General features: G+C 65.8%; 14 protein-coding genes. 4 read left to right on the forward strand and 10 right to left on the reverse strand.

Annotated features, from left to right (window positions below):
• Positions 1-20: 20 nt before the first annotated feature.
• The 3 genes from C4S73_RS12035 to C4S73_RS12045 form a co-directional block, all read right to left on the reverse strand.
• Complete coding sequence (locus tag C4S73_RS12035) at positions 21-1,613, reverse strand: bifunctional aspartate transaminase/aspartate 4-decarboxylase (RefSeq protein ID WP_103872733.1); 1,593 nt, start codon at positions 1,611-1,613, stop codon at positions 21-23.
• Between the two features lie 25 nt (positions 1,614-1,638).
• Complete coding sequence (gene aspT / locus C4S73_RS12040) at positions 1,639-3,327, reverse strand: aspartate-alanine antiporter (RefSeq protein ID WP_103872734.1); 1,689 nt, start codon at positions 3,325-3,327, stop codon at positions 1,639-1,641.
• Positions 3,328-3,676: 349 nt separating this feature from the next.
• Positions 3,677-4,852 carry an amidohydrolase gene (locus C4S73_RS12045; protein WP_200827989.1) on the reverse strand — a complete coding sequence of 392 codons (1,176 nt, stop codon included), beginning with the start codon at positions 4,850-4,852 and terminating at the stop codon, positions 3,677-3,679.
• A 170-nt stretch (positions 4,853-5,022) separates the two neighbouring features.
• Between C4S73_RS12045 and C4S73_RS12050 the strand changes: the two genes are divergently transcribed.
• Together C4S73_RS12050 and C4S73_RS12055 are read left to right on the forward strand one after the other, a co-directional pair.
• Positions 5,023-6,732: a lysine--tRNA ligase gene (locus C4S73_RS12050; RefSeq protein ID WP_103872736.1), complete on the forward strand. Its 1,710-nt coding sequence runs from the start codon at positions 5,023-5,025 to the stop codon at positions 6,730-6,732.
• A 113-nt stretch (positions 6,733-6,845) separates the two neighbouring features.
• Complete coding sequence (locus tag C4S73_RS12055) at positions 6,846-7,526, forward strand: nitroreductase (RefSeq protein WP_103872737.1); 681 nt, start codon at positions 6,846-6,848, stop codon at positions 7,524-7,526.
• 17 nt (positions 7,527-7,543) lie between these two features.
• On the opposite strand, the gene C4S73_RS12060 is transcribed toward C4S73_RS12055, so the two are convergent.
• The 3 genes from C4S73_RS12060 to C4S73_RS12070 form a co-directional block, all read right to left on the reverse strand.
• Positions 7,544-8,539, reverse strand: a complete 996-nt coding sequence (locus tag C4S73_RS12060) for a DUF808 domain-containing protein (protein ID WP_103872738.1) — start codon at positions 8,537-8,539, stop codon at positions 7,544-7,546.
• Positions 8,540-8,642: 103 nt separating this feature from the next.
• Positions 8,643-9,830 carry an acetyl-CoA C-acyltransferase gene (locus tag C4S73_RS12065; RefSeq protein ID WP_103872912.1) on the reverse strand — a complete coding sequence of 396 codons (1,188 nt, stop codon included), beginning with the start codon at positions 9,828-9,830 and terminating at the stop codon, positions 8,643-8,645.
• Positions 9,831-9,903: 73 nt separating this feature from the next.
• Positions 9,904-11,988 (reverse strand): 3-hydroxyacyl-CoA dehydrogenase NAD-binding domain-containing protein, encoded by a 2,085-nt coding sequence (locus tag C4S73_RS12070; RefSeq protein ID WP_425290340.1) that lies wholly within the window; start codon positions 11,986-11,988, stop codon positions 9,904-9,906.
• Between the two features lie 222 nt (positions 11,989-12,210).
• Between C4S73_RS12070 and C4S73_RS12075 the strand changes: the two genes are divergently transcribed.
• Together C4S73_RS12075 and C4S73_RS12080 are read left to right on the forward strand one after the other, a co-directional pair.
• The gene (locus C4S73_RS12075) at positions 12,211-12,954 is read left to right on the forward strand and encodes an enoyl-CoA hydratase-related protein (RefSeq protein ID WP_103872739.1); all 744 of its coding nucleotides are present in this window, start codon (positions 12,211-12,213) and stop codon (positions 12,952-12,954) included.
• 3 nt (positions 12,955-12,957) lie between these two features.
• On the forward strand, positions 12,958-13,785 hold the full coding sequence (locus C4S73_RS12080) for an IclR family transcriptional regulator (protein ID WP_103872740.1): 828 nt from the start codon (positions 12,958-12,960) through the stop codon (positions 13,783-13,785).
• Positions 13,786-13,803: 18 nt separating this feature from the next.
• On the opposite strand, the gene C4S73_RS12085 is transcribed toward C4S73_RS12080, so the two are convergent.
• The 4 genes from C4S73_RS12085 to C4S73_RS12100 all read right to left on the reverse strand — a co-directional run bounded on the left by C4S73_RS12085 (position 13,804) and on the right by C4S73_RS12100 (position 18,507).
• On the reverse strand, positions 13,804-15,306 hold the full coding sequence (locus C4S73_RS12085) for a tripartite tricarboxylate transporter permease (protein ID WP_103872741.1): 1,503 nt from the start codon (positions 15,304-15,306) through the stop codon (positions 13,804-13,806).
• 4 nt (positions 15,307-15,310) lie between these two features.
• Positions 15,311-15,802, reverse strand: a complete 492-nt coding sequence (locus tag C4S73_RS12090) for a tripartite tricarboxylate transporter TctB family protein (protein ID WP_103872742.1) — start codon at positions 15,800-15,802, stop codon at positions 15,311-15,313.
• An 86-nt stretch (positions 15,803-15,888) separates the two neighbouring features.
• Complete coding sequence (locus tag C4S73_RS12095; protein WP_103872743.1) at positions 15,889-16,884, reverse strand: tripartite tricarboxylate transporter substrate binding protein; 996 nt, start codon at positions 16,882-16,884, stop codon at positions 15,889-15,891.
• Positions 16,885-17,082: 198 nt separating this feature from the next.
• Entirely contained in the window at positions 17,083-18,507 is a 1,425-nt protein-coding gene (locus tag C4S73_RS12100; protein ID WP_146071338.1) for a S1 family peptidase, read from the reverse strand.
• Between the last annotated feature and the right edge of the window lie 202 nt (positions 18,508-18,709).

Raw genomic sequence — 18,709 nt, forward strand, 5'->3', positions numbered from 1 at the left:
CTGGTCGAACCCGGTTGGTATCAGCCGTGCTTTTTCATGAACTTGGCGTGGTACTGATCGATCATGCCACGCAGCGCCTTGCCGATATTCGCGTATTCATACTCGTTCAGATTGGCCAGCGAGGCCCGGCCGGCCGGCTGCTTGGTCCCGAAGCCACGTCCCGGCAGCAGAACGATGCCGGTCTCGTCGGCGATGCGGAACAGCAGATCGTCGGGGCTGACATGCTTCTTCACCCAGGCGGCGAATTCGGCTCCATAGGTCCGCAGTGCGACGTCCTCGAGATCGAGCAGCGTATAGTAGTCGACCGCGTTCGCGTCCGACTCGACGGGAAGGCCGAGCTCGCGATAGAGCGCGGCTTCTCGCCGGCGGATCAGCTTCTTCAGCTCGGCCTTGTAGCCGTCGCTCTCATCCATCAGGGCAAAGAGCGAGAACAGCACCATCTGCACCTGCTGCGGTGTCGAAAGGCCGGCTGTGTGATTGAGCGCCACGGCGCGGCTGTCAGCGACGATCCGGTCGATGAAGCTGAGCGAGCGCACATCGGGCAGGAGCGAGCCATAGCGCTTGTCGAGTGAGGCCTTCGCCTTTTCCGGCAAGGCCGCGAGCGCCTTGTCGAAGATGTTCTGCTGGTAGGTCGCGATCACGCCAAGCCGCCAGCCGGTCGCCCCGAAATATTTCGAGAACGAATAGACCAGCATCGTGTTCTGCGGGCAGATCGCGAACAGCGAGCGGAAATCATCGGCGAAGGTGCCGTAGACATCATCGGTGAGGATGAAGAGATCAGGCCGGTGGTCGCGCACGATCGCGGCGACCTTTTCGAGGCTGCGGTCGTCCATCTTCACCGATGGCGGATTGCTCGGATTGACGCAGAAGAAGATCTTGATCGCCGGGTCCTTCAGCTTCTCCAGCTCGGAATCCGGATACTGCCAGCCTTGCTTGGGATCGGCATTGATGGCGACCTCTTCGAGCCCGTACTCCTCGAGCTCGGGAATCTCGATATAGGGCGTGAAAACCGGCATGCCGATCGCGACCTTGTCGCCGCGCTTGACGAGCCCGTTCTGCTTCAGAGTGTTGAAGATGTAGGCCATCGCCGCCGTGCCGCCCTCCACGGCGAAGAGGTCGACATTCCCGGCCGTGACGTAACCGCCGATCATCTCCTTCACGATGTACTGGCGCACGATCTGCTCGCTGAGCCGGAGCATGCGCGGCGGAACCGGATAATTGCTGCCGAGGATGCCCTCGACCATTTCGTGCAGGAAGGCCGAGGCCGAAAGACCGAGCTGGTCGCGGACGTAGCTGAGCGCGCGGCCGAGGAAGACGACGCCGGGCTGCTCGCTGTTTTCCGCCACGAAGCGCTCGAAACGGCCCTCGATCCCCTCGATCTTCGGCAATCCGCCGATGCCGTTGGGCATATAGGAATAGGACAGCTCGGCCTCGGCCGTGGCGAACAGGCCGAGCCGGAAGAAGGCGCGCCGGGGCAATGTCGCCAGGAAGTTCGGGTTGCCGCGCCCGGCATTCAGCATCAGGCGGTTTTCCTTGCCCGAGGCGAGCTTGATCAGCTCATCCTTCAACTCGAACGGGCTGAGCTTGGCGTACTGGCTGTAATCGACGGCCATGGCAGGCATCTCCTTGGGTTGTCTTTTACGCGAAGGCCACGACCAGCGGGCCGAGCAGGGTCAGGAACACATTCGCGAGCGCATAGGTGATCGCGAAGGGGGTCGTCGGAATGGAGTTGCCGGCCTTGTCGAGCACCTCGCCGAAGGCAGGATTGGCGCTGCGCGAGCCCGACAGCGCACCGGCGAAGATCGCCGTGTTGTCGTATTTCAGGATGTAACGCCCCACGAGCATGGTGATGATCATCGGCAGGATCGTCACCACGACGCCGATCAGGAAGATCGACAGGCCACTGCTGGCAATCGTGCTGACCGCCTGAAGCCCCGATTGCAGGCCGACGACGGCGACGAAACCGGCAAGGCCGAGGTCGCGCAGCAGCGTCGAGGCTGCGGTGGGCATATTGCCGATGGCGAGGTTGCGGCTGCGATACCAGCCGAAGGCCAGGCCCGACAGCAGCGCGCCGCCGCCGCTGCCGAGCGTCAGCGGGATCGAACCGATGCGGACCACGAGGAGGCCGATCAGCAGGCCGACGACGAGGCCGAGGCCATGGAAGACGAAATCGGTCTTGTCGCTGGGAACGATGACCGTTCCCACTGTCTTGGCCGCGCGCTGCACGTCCTGCGCCGTGCCATAAAGCGTGACCACGTCGCCCGCCTCGATCACGGTCTCGGAGACCAGCGGCAAGGGCTTTCCGGCTCGCTTCAGCGCGGTGACATAGATGCCGTGGCGCATGTCCCCCGCCGTCGCCTCGCGCACCTCCCCAACCGTCCGCTTGACGAAAGCGGCATTCGCGATCGCGACGTCGCGGGTCAGCATGATCAGATCCATGCCCTCGGACGACTGGAGTTCGGAGCCGATCTGCGGGGCGACGCCGACGACACCGGCGCGGCGGCCGACGATCAGCACGACGTCGCCGGCCTTCAACGTCAGCGTCGGCTCGACGCCGATCAGAGATCCATCGCGCTTGACGCGCTCGACACTGATCGTCGCTCCGGTTGCAGCAGCTTCGAGTTCGGCGACGGTGCGGCCTGCCATGCGCTCGACGCGGAAAATGCGCCCGACCAGATCCGGCGCTGCGGGATATTCGCCGGCACCATAGACCCGGGCCCCGGCCAGCATCGCCGCCTCCGCCTTGATCGCATCGTCGCGAATGCTGCGCCCCATCAACCAGGGCAGGATATTGACGCAGACGATGATCGCGCCGAACGAGCCGAAGATGTAGGTCACGGCATAGCCGACCGCGACATTGCCCTGCAGGCGCTGCACCTCCTCGGCCGCGAGGCCGAGCTTGCCGATCGCCGCGCTCGCCGTCCCGATGATCGCCGATTGCGTCAGGCCGCCGGCCGCAATGCCTGCCGCGAGCCCCTTGTCGAGCCCGAAGACGCGGGCAAGGATGACGACCGTGGCAAGCCCGCTAATGGCGAGCACGGCCGCCATGACGATCTCGCGGATCGACTGTCGGCCGAGTGAACGGAAGAATTGCGGGCCGCTCTCGAAGCCGACCGCATAGATGAAGAGTGCGAAGAGGACGGATTTGATGCCGTTGTCGATCTGCACGCCGACCTGGCTGATCAGCACCGCCACCAGTAGCGAACCCGCCACGCCGCCGAGCTGGAACTTCCCGAACTGGAACTTCCCGAGCCAGTAACCTCCGGCCAACGACAGAAACAACGCGATTTCGGGCGATTGATTGAGGATTGTGTGGAGCCAGGACACGCTTTGCCGCCTTTGTTCCGAACGATCGACACTCTGCAGGGAGCATCCACCAGAACCAGTCGAGGCTCAAGCAAAAAACAGCATAGCCGGCAGCGATAACTTGCGCAGATATATTACTACACAGATGATATTTAATTCAATTTCAAAAAAAGTGAGATACAATAACCCTGAGGCAGCTAATTACTGTTTTCCCTGATGCGCCTCTCGGTAATATCCCCGAGTTATTCCGGGCCGGATTTCCGCCAGCGACCAGCTCCGCCGTGGAGACCGCGCCGAGATCGCGCGATCCAGTCCAAAGAACCGCGGCACGTGTCGCATTTCGGCCCCCTCGCGGCAGCCCGCGACCTGATCAGGCGCGGTTGCCCTGAACATTCGACAGTTCGCCTTCCAGCGCCTGCCGGGCGACCGCCGCAAGCCAGCCCGATGTCGCCGGCAGGATCGCATCGTTGAAATCATAGCGGTCATTGTGCAGCTCGCCGCCATCCCTGACCGGTCCGTTGCCGACCCAGACATAGGCGCCCGGGCGGTGCTGGAGGAAGAAGCTGAAATCCTCTCCGGTCGTGCTGGCGGGAACATCCCGTCGCACCTCGAGCCCGGCGGCGCGGCCGGCAGTTGCGGCAATCTCCTCCTCGAGCGGCGTGTTGATCGTCGCGAGACCGCCGGTGATGAAGGCGACATCGACCGCCATCTCATAGGTCGCCGCCATGTTCTCGGAGATGTCGCGCAAACGCTGCATCACCCGGTCCCGAACAGCCGGCTTGAAGGTGCGGAAGGTGCCCTCGATGAAGACGCTGGTTGGAATCTGGTTCGACGCAAGCCCGCCATGGATCTGCCCGATCGAGACCACGGCCGAGTCCATCGGATCGACATTGCGCGCCACAATGGTCTGCAGCGCGACGATCAGATGGCCCATTGCGGTGATCGGATCGCGCGTCAGATCGGGCTTGGCGCCGTGACCGGCCGTGCCGTTGAGCGTGATCTTGAAGCGTCCGGGCTCGGCCATGACCGGGCCGCGATGCACCGCGACTGTGCCGGCTTCCAGCCCCGGCCAGTTGTGCAGGCCGAAGACACGCTCCATCGGGAAGCGCTCGAACAGCCCATCGGCGATCATCGCCCGCGCGCCGGCTCCGATTTCCTCCGAAGGCTGGAACAGGAACTGGACCGTGCCGCTCCAGCTCTCATCTTGCGCCAGCAGCGCGGCCGCGCCCAGCAGCGAAACGGTGTGGCCGTCATGGCCGCAGGCATGCATGACGCTGGCCTTGCCCGATTTATAGGGCAGGTCATTGGCCTCCTGGATCGGCAACGCATCCATGTCGGCGCGCAAACCCACCGAGCGATCCGAGGCTCCCCGCGTCAGCGTCGCCACGACGCCATGCCCGCCGACCCCCGCGACGAACGGCACGCCGAGTTCGGTCAGCTTCTCCTGCACGAAGGCGCTGGTCGCGCTTTCTTGCAGCGAGAGTTCCGGATGGGCATGCAGGTGACGTCGCCAGGCAGTCAGCTTATCGAGGAGATCACGATCCAAGGCGGAATCCTTTTGAGGCAAATCTGCACTCAGCCTATACCCGTGCCGGGCGTCGGCAAGGCGCCGCAGAGGGTGCCGCGTCCCAGCACCATGCATTGACGCGCCCCTTGCCGATCTGCGAAAGCCCGTGACTCGCTTTTTCAAGTTCACCGGAGAGGACCAACGCCGCCATGCCCGCCTTCGATCCCGCCCTTGTTGACGCCGCCCAGCGTTCGGCCTCCTGGCCGTTCGAGGAGGCACGCAAACTCGTGGCCAGGATCGAAAAATCGGGCAAGAAAGAGGTGCTGTTCGAGACCGGCTACGGCCCGTCGGGCCTGCCCCATATCGGCACTTTCGGCGAAGTCGCGCGCACCTCGATGGTCCGCCACGCCTTTCGCGTGCTCACCGACGATGCCATCCCGACCCGGCTGATCGCCTTTTCGGACGACATGGACGGCCTGCGCAAGGTGCCCGACAATGTCCCCAACAAGGAACTGCTCGCCGCCAATCTCGGCAAGCCGCTGACCGAAGTGCCCGATCCCTTCGGCACGCATGACTCCTTCGGGCGGCACAACAACGCCCGCCTGCGCGCCTTCCTCGACCAGTTCGGCTTCGACTACGAGTTCAAGTCCTCGACCGACGCCTACAGGGCCGGCGAATTCGACGCGACCCTGCTCAAGATCCTCGCCCGCTACGACGCGGTGATGAAGATCATGCTGGCGACGCTGCGCGAGGAGCGGGCGGCGACCTATTCGCCCTTCCTGCCGATCCATCCGCGGACGCGGGTGGTCATGCAGGTGCCGATCGAGGCACGCGACGTCGAGGCCGGCACCATCACCTGGCGCGACCCTGCCACTGCCGAGAGCTTCGTCACGCCGGTCACCGGCGGTCACGTCAAGCTGCAATGGAAGCCGGACTGGGCCATGCGCTGGGTCGCGCTCGGCATCGACTACGAGATGGCCGGCAAGGATCTGATCGACTCGGTCAAGGTCTCGTCGGCGATCGCCCGCGCGCTCGACGCCAATCCTCCCGAGGGTTTCAATTACGAGCTCTTCCTCGACGATCTCGGCCAGAAGATCTCTAAGTCCAAGGGCAATGGCCTCACCATCGAGGACTGGCTGTCCTACGGACCGCCGGAAAGCCTGGCGCTCTACATGTTCCAGCGTCCGCGCGAAGCCAAGAAGCTGCATTTCGACGTCATCCCGCGCGCGATCGACGAATACCTCCAGTTCCTCGGCGGCTATGAGCGCCAGGACTGGAAGAACCGGCTCGGCAATCCCGTCTGGCACCTGCATGGCGGAGAGCCGCCACAGCCCGAGGTGATCGCGGCGGGCGAAGGCGACAACGCCCCGCGCACGCAGATCACCTTCGGCCTGCTGATGAATCTCGTTGCCGTCGCGAACTCCGAGGACAAGGCCGTGCTCTGGGGCTTCCTCCAGCGCTACGCACCCGGCATCTCTCCCGCGACCCATCCGCGGCTCGATGCGCTTGTCGGCTACGCGATCGCCTATTTCCGCGATTTCGTGAAGCCGGCAAAAACCTACCGCCTCGCCGACGAGACCGAGCGCGCGGCCTTCCTGGCGCTCGACGCCGCCATCGCTGCCCTGCCTGCCGACGCCACCGCGGAGATGGTTCAGGACACCGCGCTCGACGTCGCCCGCGCGATCCCGCGCTACCAGAATCTGACGGCGAAGAACGCGACGCCCGAACGTCCCGGCGTCTCCGGCGACTGGTGGAAGGCGATCTATCAGGTGATGTTCGGCGAAGACCAGGGGCCCCGTTTCGGCTCCTTCGCCGCGATCTACGGCCTCGGCAACACCCGCGCGCTGATCGCCAAGGCGCTGGCGGGAGAACTCGCCAGCGAGCACGCCGCCTTCGTCGAAGCGCGCAAGGCGGGATGACAGTCTCACCGTCATTGCGAGCGCAGCGAAGCAATCCAGGAGCGGCGGAACTCTATGCCCCTTGGATTGCTTCGCTGCGCTCGCAATGACGGGTTGTGATGGGACGTACAGACATGACTGAAGCAAAAGCCGTCGAGCGCGCCATCCTGAACCGCCGCGCCGTGCGCGCCTTCCTGCCCGATCCGGTCGACCCAGTGCTGCTGCGCCGCCTGCTGGAACTGGCCGCACAGGCGCCCAGCGGCACCAACATGCAGCCCTGGAAGCTGCGCGTGCTTGGTCCACAAAGCCGCGCGCGGCTGGAAACTGCGCTGATCGTGGCGCTCGATTCGCCCGATCTGCCGGCGGAGGAAGAATATCGCTACTATCCCCAGACCTTCCGCGAACCCTATCTGTCGCGTCGCCGCAAGGTCGGCTGGGACCTCTACACGCTGCTCGGCGTCACCCGGGGCGACACCGAGGGCATGAAGCGGCAGACCGCAGCGAACCTGCGCTTCTTCGATGCGCCGGTGGCGCTGATGCTGACGATCGATCGCGATCTCGAAATCGGCTCCTGGCTCGATCTCGGCATGTTCCTGCAGAATCTGCTGATCGCCGCCCAGGGGCACGGGCTCGATTCCTGCCCGCAGGCGATCTTCGCGCGCTTCCACCCCGTGGTGCGCCGCGAACTCGCCATCCCCGAGGATGAGGTTGTGGTCTGCGGCATCGCCATCGGCCATGCCGATCGGACCGCCCCCGCCAACCAGCTCGTACCGGAGCGCGAGCCGGTCGAACGCTTCACGACATGGCTCGACTGAAGCGTCAGCTTGAAGCGTCAGCCCTTGCCGGCGTCGAGCGAAGGCTTTGCCCCGCCTTTCCTGAAAAGCTTCAGCAGCGGCTCGACGACATAATGCATCGCGACGATCGCGATGCCGCCCACGACCAGGCCGAAGACGGCCGAGAGCGCCGCGCCGATCAGCCATTCGAGCAGGCCCCCGACAGCCGGCACCACCTTGCCGCCGGCAACGCCGAGATCGTGCACGAAGTGGCCAAGCCAACCGAAGCCATAGCCCTCGAAGCCGTGAATGATGATGCCGCCGCCGACCCAGAGCATCGCGGCCGTGCCCACAGCGCCCAACGCGGTCAGGAAATAGGGCATGCCGATGACGAGCCCCCGGCCCAGCAGGCGCACGGGTGCAAATTGCCGCCTGGCCAGCGCAACGCCGGCATCGTCGGCCTTCACGATTAGCGCCACGACTCCGTAGACGAGCACGGTGATGCCGATGCCGACCACCGCCAGCACGAAGGCCTGCGTCCAGAAGGACGAAGTCGAAACGCTGGCCAGCGTGATCGCCATGATTTCGGCCGAGAGGATGAAATCGGTCTTGATCGCACCCGCGATCTTCTGGTCTTCGAGTTGTTTGCTGTCGAGGATGGCGACGCCGGCTGCCGTATCATCAGCCGGCGCAGCATGGGGCATGACGAGTTCGAGAACCTTCTCGGCGCCCTCATAGCAGAGATAGACGCCGCCCAGCATCAGCAGGGGCGTGATCACCCAGGGCGCGATGAAGGCCAGCAGAAGCGCGCCCGGCAGCAGAAAGAGGAGCTTGTTCCGGAAGGAACCGAGCGCGATCCGCCAGATGATCGGCAGTTCCCGGTCGGCCGCGAAGCCCACCGCATAGCGCGGCGTCACCGCCGCATCGTCGATGACGATGCCGGCAGCCTTGGCGCCTGCCTTGCCCGCCTGCGCCACGACGTCATCCACAGAAGCAGCCGCAACCTTCGCCAGGCCGGCGATGTCATCGAGAAGGGCAAACAGTCCTGAGCTCACAAGCGGTCTCCCAAGCCGCCTTGCGGCGTGGCTGCAAAGCTATGCCATTATCACGACAGGACAATGGCTTCCGGGAAACTCCAACGACGAGCGGATTCCCGCCCTACCCGTGGTTGATCTCGAACAGGCCGGCGCAGCCCATGCCGCCGGCGACGCACATCGTCACCACCGCGTAGCGCGCCTTGCGGCGACGGCCCTCGAGCAGCGCATGGCCGACGAGCCGCGCCCCGCTCATGCCGAAGGGGTGGCCGATCGCGATCGCACCGCCGTTGACGTTGACCTTCTCGGGATCGATCTTGAGCGTATCGCGGCAATAGAGCGACTGCGAAGCGAAAGCCTCGTTCAGCTCCCAGAGATCGATATCGTCGACGGTGAGTCCATTGCGCTCCAGCAGGCGGGGCACGGCAAAGACCGGCCCGATGCCCATCTCGTCGGGCTCGCAGCCCGCCGAGGCGAAGCCGCGGAAGATGCCCAGCGGCGAGAGGCCGCGCCGTGCCGCTTCCTGCGAAGACATCACCACGCTGGCCGCAGCGCCATCCGAAAGCTGGCTCGCATTGCCCGCGGTGACGAACTGATCCTCACCCCGCACGGGCTTGAGCTTCAGCAGCCCTTCCAGTGTGGTCTCGGGCCGGTTGCCCTCGTCCTTCGACAGCGTGACCTGTTCCTGCCGCACCTCGCCGGTCGCCTTGTCGGTGACGGCCATCATCGCGCTCATCGGTACGATCTCGTCGTCGAACAGCCGGCGCTGCTGGGCCGATGCCGTGCGCCGCTGGCTCTCCAGCGAGAACGCGTCCTGCGCCTCCCGCGAAATGCCGTAGCGCTGCGCGACGATATCGGCCGTCTCGATCATCGAGGTGTAGATCGTCGGCTTATGCGCCATCAGCCAGTCGTTCTGGGTGAGGTCGCGCCGCACCACCGGCTGCACTAGGCTGATCGATTCCACGCCGCCGCCGAGCGCGACCGGCACGCCGTCCATCACCACGCGCCGCGCCGCATGCGCGATCGCCTCCAGCCCGGAGGCGCAGAAGCGGCTGACCGTGACCCCGGCCGATTGCACGGGAATGCCAGCGACGAGCGCGGCATGGCGCGCGACATTGCCCCCCGTCGCAGCCTCGGGGTAGCCGCAGCCCAGCACGATCTCCTCGATCGCCTCCGGCTCGATATTGGCGCGAGCCAGCGCATGCCGGATCGCATGCCCAGCCAGATCGGCACCGCGAACCTGATTGAAGGCACCGCGATGGGCCTTGCCGATCGGCGTGCGGGCGGTCGAGACGATGACGGCTTCAGTCATGGATTTCGAAGTCATGGGCCGGATACGTCCTCTGCGGCTGGAACTCATTTTGTCGACTACGGTGCCTCCCCGCTCAGGCGGCGGCATCCTTCAAGCTCGAAAAGCTCTTGCCCTCGGCGACCAGCTTGCGCAAGAGCGGCGCCGGCTGGAGCGAGACATCGCCGGTCTCGGTCGCCTGGGCTTCGAGACGCCTCACGATGACGTCGAGCCCAACCGCATCGGCCCAGTACATCGGCCCGCCCCTCCAGGCCGGCCAACTATAACCGTTCAGCCAGATCACATCGATATCGCCCGGCCGCGCCGCAATGCCCTCTTCGAGAATGCGGGCGCCTTCATTGACCATCGGATCCATCAGGCGCGAAACGATCTCCTCGGCCGTGAACGACCGCCGCGTCACGCCCTTCTGCGCCGAAACATGTGCGATCAGCGTCTCGACCTCGGGATCGCGCTGGCCGGTGCGGGCGCCCTCCGGATACAGGAAATAGCCCTTGCCGGTCTTCTGGCCGAAGCGACCGGCCTCGCACAGCGCATCCGCCACCGCAGCCTTCCGCCCCAGCGCCTTGCGCGTGCGCCAGCCGATATCGTTGCCGGCCAGGTCCGACATGGCGAAGGGCCCCATCTTGAAACCGAAATCGGTCACCGCCGCATCGACCTCATGGGGCAGTGCGCCAGCGATCAGCAGCCGCTCGGCCGCGCGCGTGCGCTGCGCCAGCATGCGGTTTCCCACGAAGCCGAAACAGTTGCCGACGACGACCGCAACCTTGCCGAGCGTCCGCCCGAGCGTCACGGCCGTGGCGATGGCATCAGGGGCAGCCCCGGCGGGCCTGACCACCTCGAGCAATTTCATGACGTTGGCGGGGCTGAAGAAATGCATCCCGATCACATCCTGCGGCCGCTTGGTCACGGCCGCGATGGTGGGAATATCAAGATAGGAGGTGTTGCTGGCGAGAATCGCACCGGGTTTGGCGATGCCGTCGAGCGCTCCGAATATCTGCAGCTTGACGCCCATCTCCTCGAAGGCGGCCTCGACCACGATATCGGCGTTCGCGGCGGCCGTGAGCCCGACCGCGCCTGAGATCAGCGCCATGCGCCTGTCCCGCAGCTCAGGCGTCAGCGAGCCTCGCGTCACCGACATCTCGTAGATCGCGGCGACGCGATTCATCCCGTTGTCGATCTGCGCCTGCTCGGTCTCGATCAGCGTCACCGGGATGCCGGCATTGGCAAAGCACATCGCGATGCCGCCGCCCATCGTCCCGGCACCGATCACGGCCGCGCTCTCGATCGGGCGCGGCTTCACTTCAGGCCCGATACCGGGCACGCGCGCCACGTCACGCTCGGCGAAGAAGACATAGCGCAACGCCTTCGAACGATCGTCGGCGACCAGCGCCGTGAACAGGGCGCGCTCCGCCACCAGAGCCTGCGCGAAATCGAGATCGAAAGCATTGCGTACAGACGCGATCAACGCCTTGACGTTCGGGAGATCGCCCGATTTCGCCGCCGCATTCATCGCCTGCGCCTCGAAGGCCTCGCGGTCGACCTGCGTCAGGCGGACGGCCCGTTCGCCCGTGCGTTCCCAGGCGCCCTTCGCGGCAAGTCCGCTCGCCAGCGTGACGGCCGCCTCGACGAGATCGCCGGAAACGACCTCGTCGACAAGCCCGAGTTCCAGGGCTTTCCCCGCCGAGATCGGCTCGCCTCCCAGCATGATCGGGAACGCCTTGGCTGCCCCGATCAGCCGCGGCAGGCGCTGCGTGCCACCTGCGCCTGGAATGAGGCCAAGCTTGATCTCCGGCAAGCCGAGCTTGGCGCCGGGCGACGCCACCCGCCCATGGCAGGCGAGCGCGACCTCAAGCCCGCCACCCAATGCGACACCGTGGATCGCAGCGACGACCGGCTTGGCCGCATTCTCGATCACGTCGAGCACCTCGGGCAGGATCGGCGCGACCGGCGGTTTGCCGAACTCGCTGATATCGGCGCCTGCGATGAAGGCCCGCCCGCTGGCGGCGATGACGATGGCGTCGATTGCAGGATTCGCGACCGCATCGCCGACAGCGCGCGCCAGATCGGCTCGCAGGGCCGCGCTGAGTGCATTGACCGGCGGGTTGTCGATCGTGAGGATCGCGATCCTGCCACGGTGCGCGAGACGAACGGTCTGCATCAGCATGCTCCTAGGGCGCAACCAGCGGCCAGTCTGCAATGCAGAACGCATTTCTGCATATGCCGCGCTTAGGAAGGGTGACGAACACACGTTGTCAAGCCGTTCCACCGCATTAGGACAGGCCACTCGAGGCTCATGCTGCAATGCAGAACAAACACCCTGCTTGACCACGCTCGAAGGCGCATGCGATCCCATTTCATGGGGCCGACAAGGAGCCGGGGCGAGATGACCGAAACCATTCTGACCGAGATCGTCGCCCCCGGGATCAGCCAGATCACGATGAACCGGCCAGAACGCCGCAATGCGCTGGACCGGGCAAGCTATGCCGGCCTGATCGCGGCGATCGCGGCAGCAGAAGCCGATGAGGCCATCCGCGTCATGGTCCTGACAGGCGCCTCCGGCTGTTTCACCAGCGGCAACGACATCCGGGACTTCGCGGCTGCTGCCGGCGACGGCCCGCGCATCGCCATGGATTTTCTCACAGCCATATCGACGGCGAAGAAGCCGATCATCGCCGCCGTCGAGGGGTTCGCGGTCGGTATCGGCACGACCATGCTGCTGCATTGCGACCTCGCTTATGCCGGCCGGAGTGCGAATTTCCGCATGCCCTTCGTGGCGCTGGGCCTCTCGCCCGAGGGCGCATCGAGTTATCTGCTGCCCCTGATCGCCGGTTCCAAGCGCGCGGCCGAACTGCTGATGCTGGGCGAGGCCTTCGGAGCCGACGCGGCGGCCGAGGCCGGCCTGCTCAACGAAATCGTGGAGGAAGGGGCCGCACTGGCGAAGGCGCTGGACAAGGCAAGGGCGCTGGCGGCACTGCCGCCGCAATCCGTAGCGCTGACGAAGATGCTGCTGAAGCGCGGCGGGGCCGCGATCGTGACTGAGACGATCGCAACCGAGGCTCGCCATTTCGCCGAGCGTCTGCAATCGGCCGAGGCGATGGCAGCCTTCGCCGCCTTTCTGAAGCGCTGAGCGATGGACCCTCGCCCGCAGCCAACGGATCAGACCTCCCCGGTGGAGGAGACCGGGCCGGCCGGTGCGAAGGAGGATCGTCACTTCGTCACGGCGCTGGCGCGCGGGCTGGATCTGTTGACCTGCTTCAAGCGCGGCGAGGGCACGCTCGCCAACTCCGAGATCGCCGCGCGCTGCGGCCTTGCCCGCTCCACCGTTTCGCGGCTGAGCTATACGCTGACCCGCCTCGGCTACCTGCATCATGTTCCTGAAGCGGGCGGTTACCGGCTGGGCACGGCGCTGATGGCGCTCGGCGCGACGGCCCTTGCGGGGCTCGATGTCAGCCATCTCGCCCGGCCCGGCATGCGCGAACTCGCCGCCTTCTCCAACGCCTCGGTCGGGCTCGGCGTCCGCGACCGGCTCAGCATGCGCTATATCGAATGCTGCCGGGGCGAGGCCGCGATCGCGCTCAACATCGATGTCGGCTCGCGCGTCGCGATGGCCCGCAGCGCCATGGGGCGCGCCTATCTCGCACGCTGCGACGAGGTCGAGCAGACCGCCATCATGGAGGACCTCCGCTCGGTCGACGACACCACATGGCCCGGCCAGCGCGCCGGCATCGAACAGGCGCTCGACGACTATCGCACGCTCGGCTGCGCGCGCTCCTTCGGCGATTGGCAGCCGACGGTGAATGCGATCGCGGTTGCATTCCGCCCCGGAGGCGGCCTGCCGCCCATGGCGATCAATTGCGGCGCGCCCAGCGTCATCCTCGATCCCGATTTCCTGATGCGCGAAGTCCGCCCGCGGCTGATCGCACTGGCCGCGAAGCTGGAAGGCGTGATGGGCTCCTGAGCGAGCCTGCTCGCTGCGTCACGCCGCGACCGCTCGCCGCGCCCTCAGCTTCTCCATCGACCAGGAGAACACCGGCCAGAGCAGCGCCGCAAAGGTCATCGCCGCCAGCACGCCGGAGACCGGCCGGCTCAGGAAGGGCAGCACGCTGCCATCCGACTTGATCAGCGAGGTGACGAAGCTCTGCTCGACCATCGTGCCCATCACGATGCCCAGCACCAGCGCCGCGACCGGAAAACCGTTCTTCTCCATCACAAAGCCGAGCACCCCGAAGGCCGCGACACAGTAGACTGCGAACAGGTTGTTGCCGGCGGTCGCGAAGGCACCGACCGCGCAGAACACCATGATCACCGGCATCACCGCCGAGCGGGGCGCACCGACGACGCGGCTCGCCAGCCGGATCATCACGATGCCCAACGGGATCATGATGATATTGGCGAGGATGAAGATGATGTAGAGCGCATACATGCTCGACGCCTGCTCGCTGAACAGCGTCGGGCCGGGGTTCAGCCCCTTCATGTAGAGCACGCCGATGGCGATGGCCGTGATGGTATCGCCGGGAATGCCGAACAGCAGCGCCGGCACCCAGCCGGAGGCAAGGGACGCATTGTTGCTGGCCCCGGCCTCGATCAAACCCTCGGGATGGCCTGTTCCGAATTTCTCGGGCGTCTTGGAGAAGCGTTTCGACATCGCATAGCTGACCCAGGCCGCCATGTCGGCGCCCGCGCCCGGCAGCACGCCGATGATGATGCCGACGATGTTTCCGCGCGCCTGCTGCTTGGGATACTGCTTGGTCAGCGCGATCTGGCCCTTGAGAATGCTGCCGAGCCGGCGATGCGGCATTTTGGGCGGCTCGCGCTCGGTCAGGGCACGCATGACTTCCGCCAGCGCGAACACGCCGACAAGCGCCGGAATCGGCTCGATGCCCCCCAGCAGATCCGTAGAGCCCAGGGTGAAGCGCGCGACGCCACCTGGATTGTCGATGCCGATGCAAGTGATCAGCAGGCCAAGCAGCATCGCCGCGATCGCCTTGATCGGCGAGGAGCGCGCCACCAGCGTGGCGCACATCAACCCCAGCAGCGCGAGCCAGAAATTCTCGTAGGTCGAGAAGCTCAGCGCGAATTCGGCCAGCACCGGAGCCAGGATCATCAGCGACAACGTGCCGGCGATGCCGCCGAGCGCACTGAACCAGAGGCAGATGCCCAAGGCTGTTTCTGCCTGGCCCTTGCGCGTCATCGCATAGGCTTCGTCCGTATAGGCCGCCGAGGCCGGCGTTCCCGGGATGCGCAGGAGGCAGCCTGGAATATCGCCCGAGAAGATCGCCATGGCCGAGGCCGTGATGATGGTGGCGACCGCCGCGATCGGCGACAGGTAGAACGTGACCGGCACGAGCAGCGCCGTCGCCATGGTCGCCGACAGCCCGGGCAACGCCCCGACCGTCAGCCCATAGATCGCCGAGGCGAAGATCGCGATCAGCACATCCCAAGCGAAGACGAGCCCGAAGGCCTGGATGACTGTGTTCATGAGGTCACCACGGGAAGGGCAGCAGGCCGCCGGGCAAGGGCACACGCAGCAGCTTCAGGAAAATCAGGTTGATGAAGAACGGCGCGATCAGCGCCAGCGGCACGGCGAGTTTCGGCCTGGCGCCGAAGGCGAAGCTCGCCGTCAGCACCATGATCGCAGCTGTCGGCAGGAAGCCCAGCGTCTCGGAAGCCAGCGCATAGAAGAACACAAGCGCGGGCGGCAGCAGGGCAAGCCAGGAGCGCCAGGCCGGCAGCGGCTCCAGTTCCTCGGGCGTGGCATGGCTGATGACATCGGCCTCCGCCACCTCTTCGAAATGTCGGCCGATGCCGAGTACGATCAGGACGCCGCAGATCGCCAGCCCCGCTCCCACCACCATCGGGAAGGCGGAGGGGCCGACCTGCTGGCCGGGAACGGGCGGGAGCTTCGAGCCGTAAAGGAACGCGACGGAACCGAGCATTGCGATGGCAGCGCCGGTAATACGGTCGGACAGTTGCATTGCGGCAACCTCATCATGTCGAAGGATACGGGACGAAAACACCGGGGCCCCCTGAGCGGCCCCGGTGCTTGCAGGCTTGGACGCGATCAGGCCTTGGAAAGGCCCGCTGCCTTCATGGCCGAAGCCATCGCCTTGTCGCCCTCTTCCATGAACTTGCCGAAGCCCGGACCGTCCGCGAACTTCATGCCGAAGCCGCGTGCGTTCATGAAGTCCTGATAGTCCTTCGAATCGAAGGCCTTCTTCAGTGCCGCCGTAATCTTGGCCTGGATATCGGCCGGCACGCCCTTGGGCGCCCCGATGCCGCGCCAGGCGCCGACGGAATAGTTGATGCCGAGCGTCTCGTTCAGCGTCGGCACGTCCTTGAACTGCGGATTGCGCTCGGTCGCCATGATCGCCAACGACTTCGCCTTGCCCGCATCGATCATGGCGCGCGCCTCGGGCACCGAACAGGTCACGATGTCGATGCCGCCGGCGGCCAGATCCTGCATGCCAGGCGCCGCCCCGTTCGACGGGACCCAGGCGACATGGTCGGGCTTCAGGCCCATCGCGACGAGCCAGCCGATCAGCGCGAGATGCCAGATGCCGCCTTGCCCGGTGCCCGATGCCTTGAGCTTTCCGGCAGGCGCGGCCTTGATCGCTTCGGCCAGCGCCTTGATATCCTTGTAGGGGCTGGATGCGCTGACCTGTACGCCCGGCGGGTCCTCGTTCATCAGACCAAGCGGCGCGTAATTCGTCGATTTGAGATCGGTCAGCCCCTGATGGTGCATCATCGAGATCTCGACCGTCAGCATACCGATCGTGTAGCCATCGGGCGCGGCCGTCGCGATCGCCGAATGGCCGACGACCCCCGAGCCGCCGGTGCGGTTCACGACATTGACCGGCTGGCCCAGATCGCGCTCCAGAAGCTGGGCGACGATGCGGGCCGTCGCATCGGTTCCGCCGCCGGCGCCCCATGGGCAGATCATGGTGATGGGCCGCGCTGGCCAGTTCGCCTGGGCACGCGCGGGGTTGACGATGAGGCCTGCGGCGCCGGCCGCAGCCGCGCCCTTCAAGACACCGCGCCTGCTGATGATATCGCTCATTTTCTGGTCCCTCCGCTAAATCGATTTAAAATCGAGCGCTCCTCAGCCAGTGGCGGGGCACCCTTGATAGACGGTGGACATCTGAGCCGATTGTCGCAGCAACGACAACTGGTCTTTCGCAGCAGAACGGCCACATTCTGCGTGCAGCACCCGCATCGAAATACTTGGCCGGAGAAACACCTGCCTGGAACGTTCGCCTTACAAGCCGCACACGATCGGCAGGACCGACTTTCCGACCCTGTCGATAACGGCTCCGGTACTGAGCTCGGAACCTGATTGCGCGGCCGGCAGCGACAGGCCGGCCTTCCCAAGCACGCCCTGCAAGGTAGCAGCATCTGCAACCGCATAGGCGCGCTGCGGCGCGACGCCTGCGATCAGGACCTTGTCGGAGGGATTGCCGGTGACGAGCCCGGTCAGCCGTCCCTGCCGGTCGAAGACCGGGCTGCCGGATTGGCCCGGCTGAAGCGGCGCAAACACGGCCGAGCCCGCCCCGATGCGGGCGCCCTGCCCCGGCAACGCCACGGCGGCACGTTTGCCGCCATCATCCCCGAAGGCGACCAGCACGACGCTCTCACGCTCGGACAGCGCGCGCCCGCGCAAGGCGGGAGCAGAGCCAGCCCCACTGCCGTCGAGATCGAGCAGGACCAAGCCGCTCGCATCGTCCTTCATGCGCAGCTTCGCATTGCGATTGCCGACACGCAGGGCGCGACAGCCATCGATCGCCGACCCCGCCGTGACGACGATCTTGTCGGAGAGCACGAGAGCGACGCCATAGCGTTCGGTGACGCGCAACGGGATCGCCGCCACTGGCGGGCTCGCAGTACTCGCAACGGCTGTGGCGGCAGCTGGCGCCGGGCCGGTGGGGAACGGCTCGAAACTGCTGGCGATCGCGATCACCAGTTTGTCCACCGTGCCGGCCATCGCCTTGTCGTATCCAATGGAGAACCCGCGCAGGGCACCTGGGCCGGCGGCTAGCCGGCGATAGAATCGGCCGGTCGCGGTCTCGCCGGTGACGACGAAGAAGTCCGGCCTGATCAGCTTGTAGGTGATCTTGCGGCCAGGCACATTGGTGGCGGTAGCACGCTCGAACAGCGGCACCAGCGTCTCGGTTTCCGGCGTCGTGCTGGTGTCGAGCGTGATCTTGCCATCCTCGCTCTGCCAGCGGCTGCCTCCAGTCGGCGTCGCATCGCGGCGCGGCAGGAGCTTCGTAGGAATACCGATGCGCACCCCGGTGCGCTCGTCGGCGACGAGCCGGAAGCCCGCCGCATCCCGCGCCACCTGCGCAGCCTGCGCCAGTGCGCGGCGGTCGCTCGGGCTCAATATGCCGTCTGGCGCACCGCGTGACCCCGCTTTCAGCGCATTGATCGCCCGAAAGGTCAGCGGGCCATAGGACCCGCTGACGGCGCCGTTGAAATCCCCGGTCCAGATCAGGTCGGACTGGATCGCCTTGCGCTCCGCCTCGGGCAAGCTCTCGAAACTCGCCTGTGCGGCCGCGATCTGCGGATTGGGGCCGGGAGCCGGTGCCTGCGCCATCGCGACGGTCAACGTCATCAGGAATGCGGGAACCACCAGCGCCCCGGCGATCAATCCTGAAGCGGCAACTCCCGAACGTTTCCGCACCATCATCCGTCTCCAGGCCCGCAGCAAAGGTGGCGCATTGAGCGTCAGATCGCGACGGCCCGCAACTGCGCAGCCGTCAAGGCCACCTTTCGCATTGCGCCGGCAAGTGCCGGTGATAGCCTGCCGCGACCTTGGGGGTCGTCATCGCAACGAGGCTTTCGCCACGCAGGATGATGGGCCGGACCGACGTAAAAGAGGATCGACG

The sequence above is a fragment of the Allobosea lathyri genome (genome assembly GCF_900108245.1).
GTDB classification, from domain to species: Bacteria; Pseudomonadota; Alphaproteobacteria; order Rhizobiales; family Beijerinckiaceae; genus Allobosea; species Allobosea lathyri.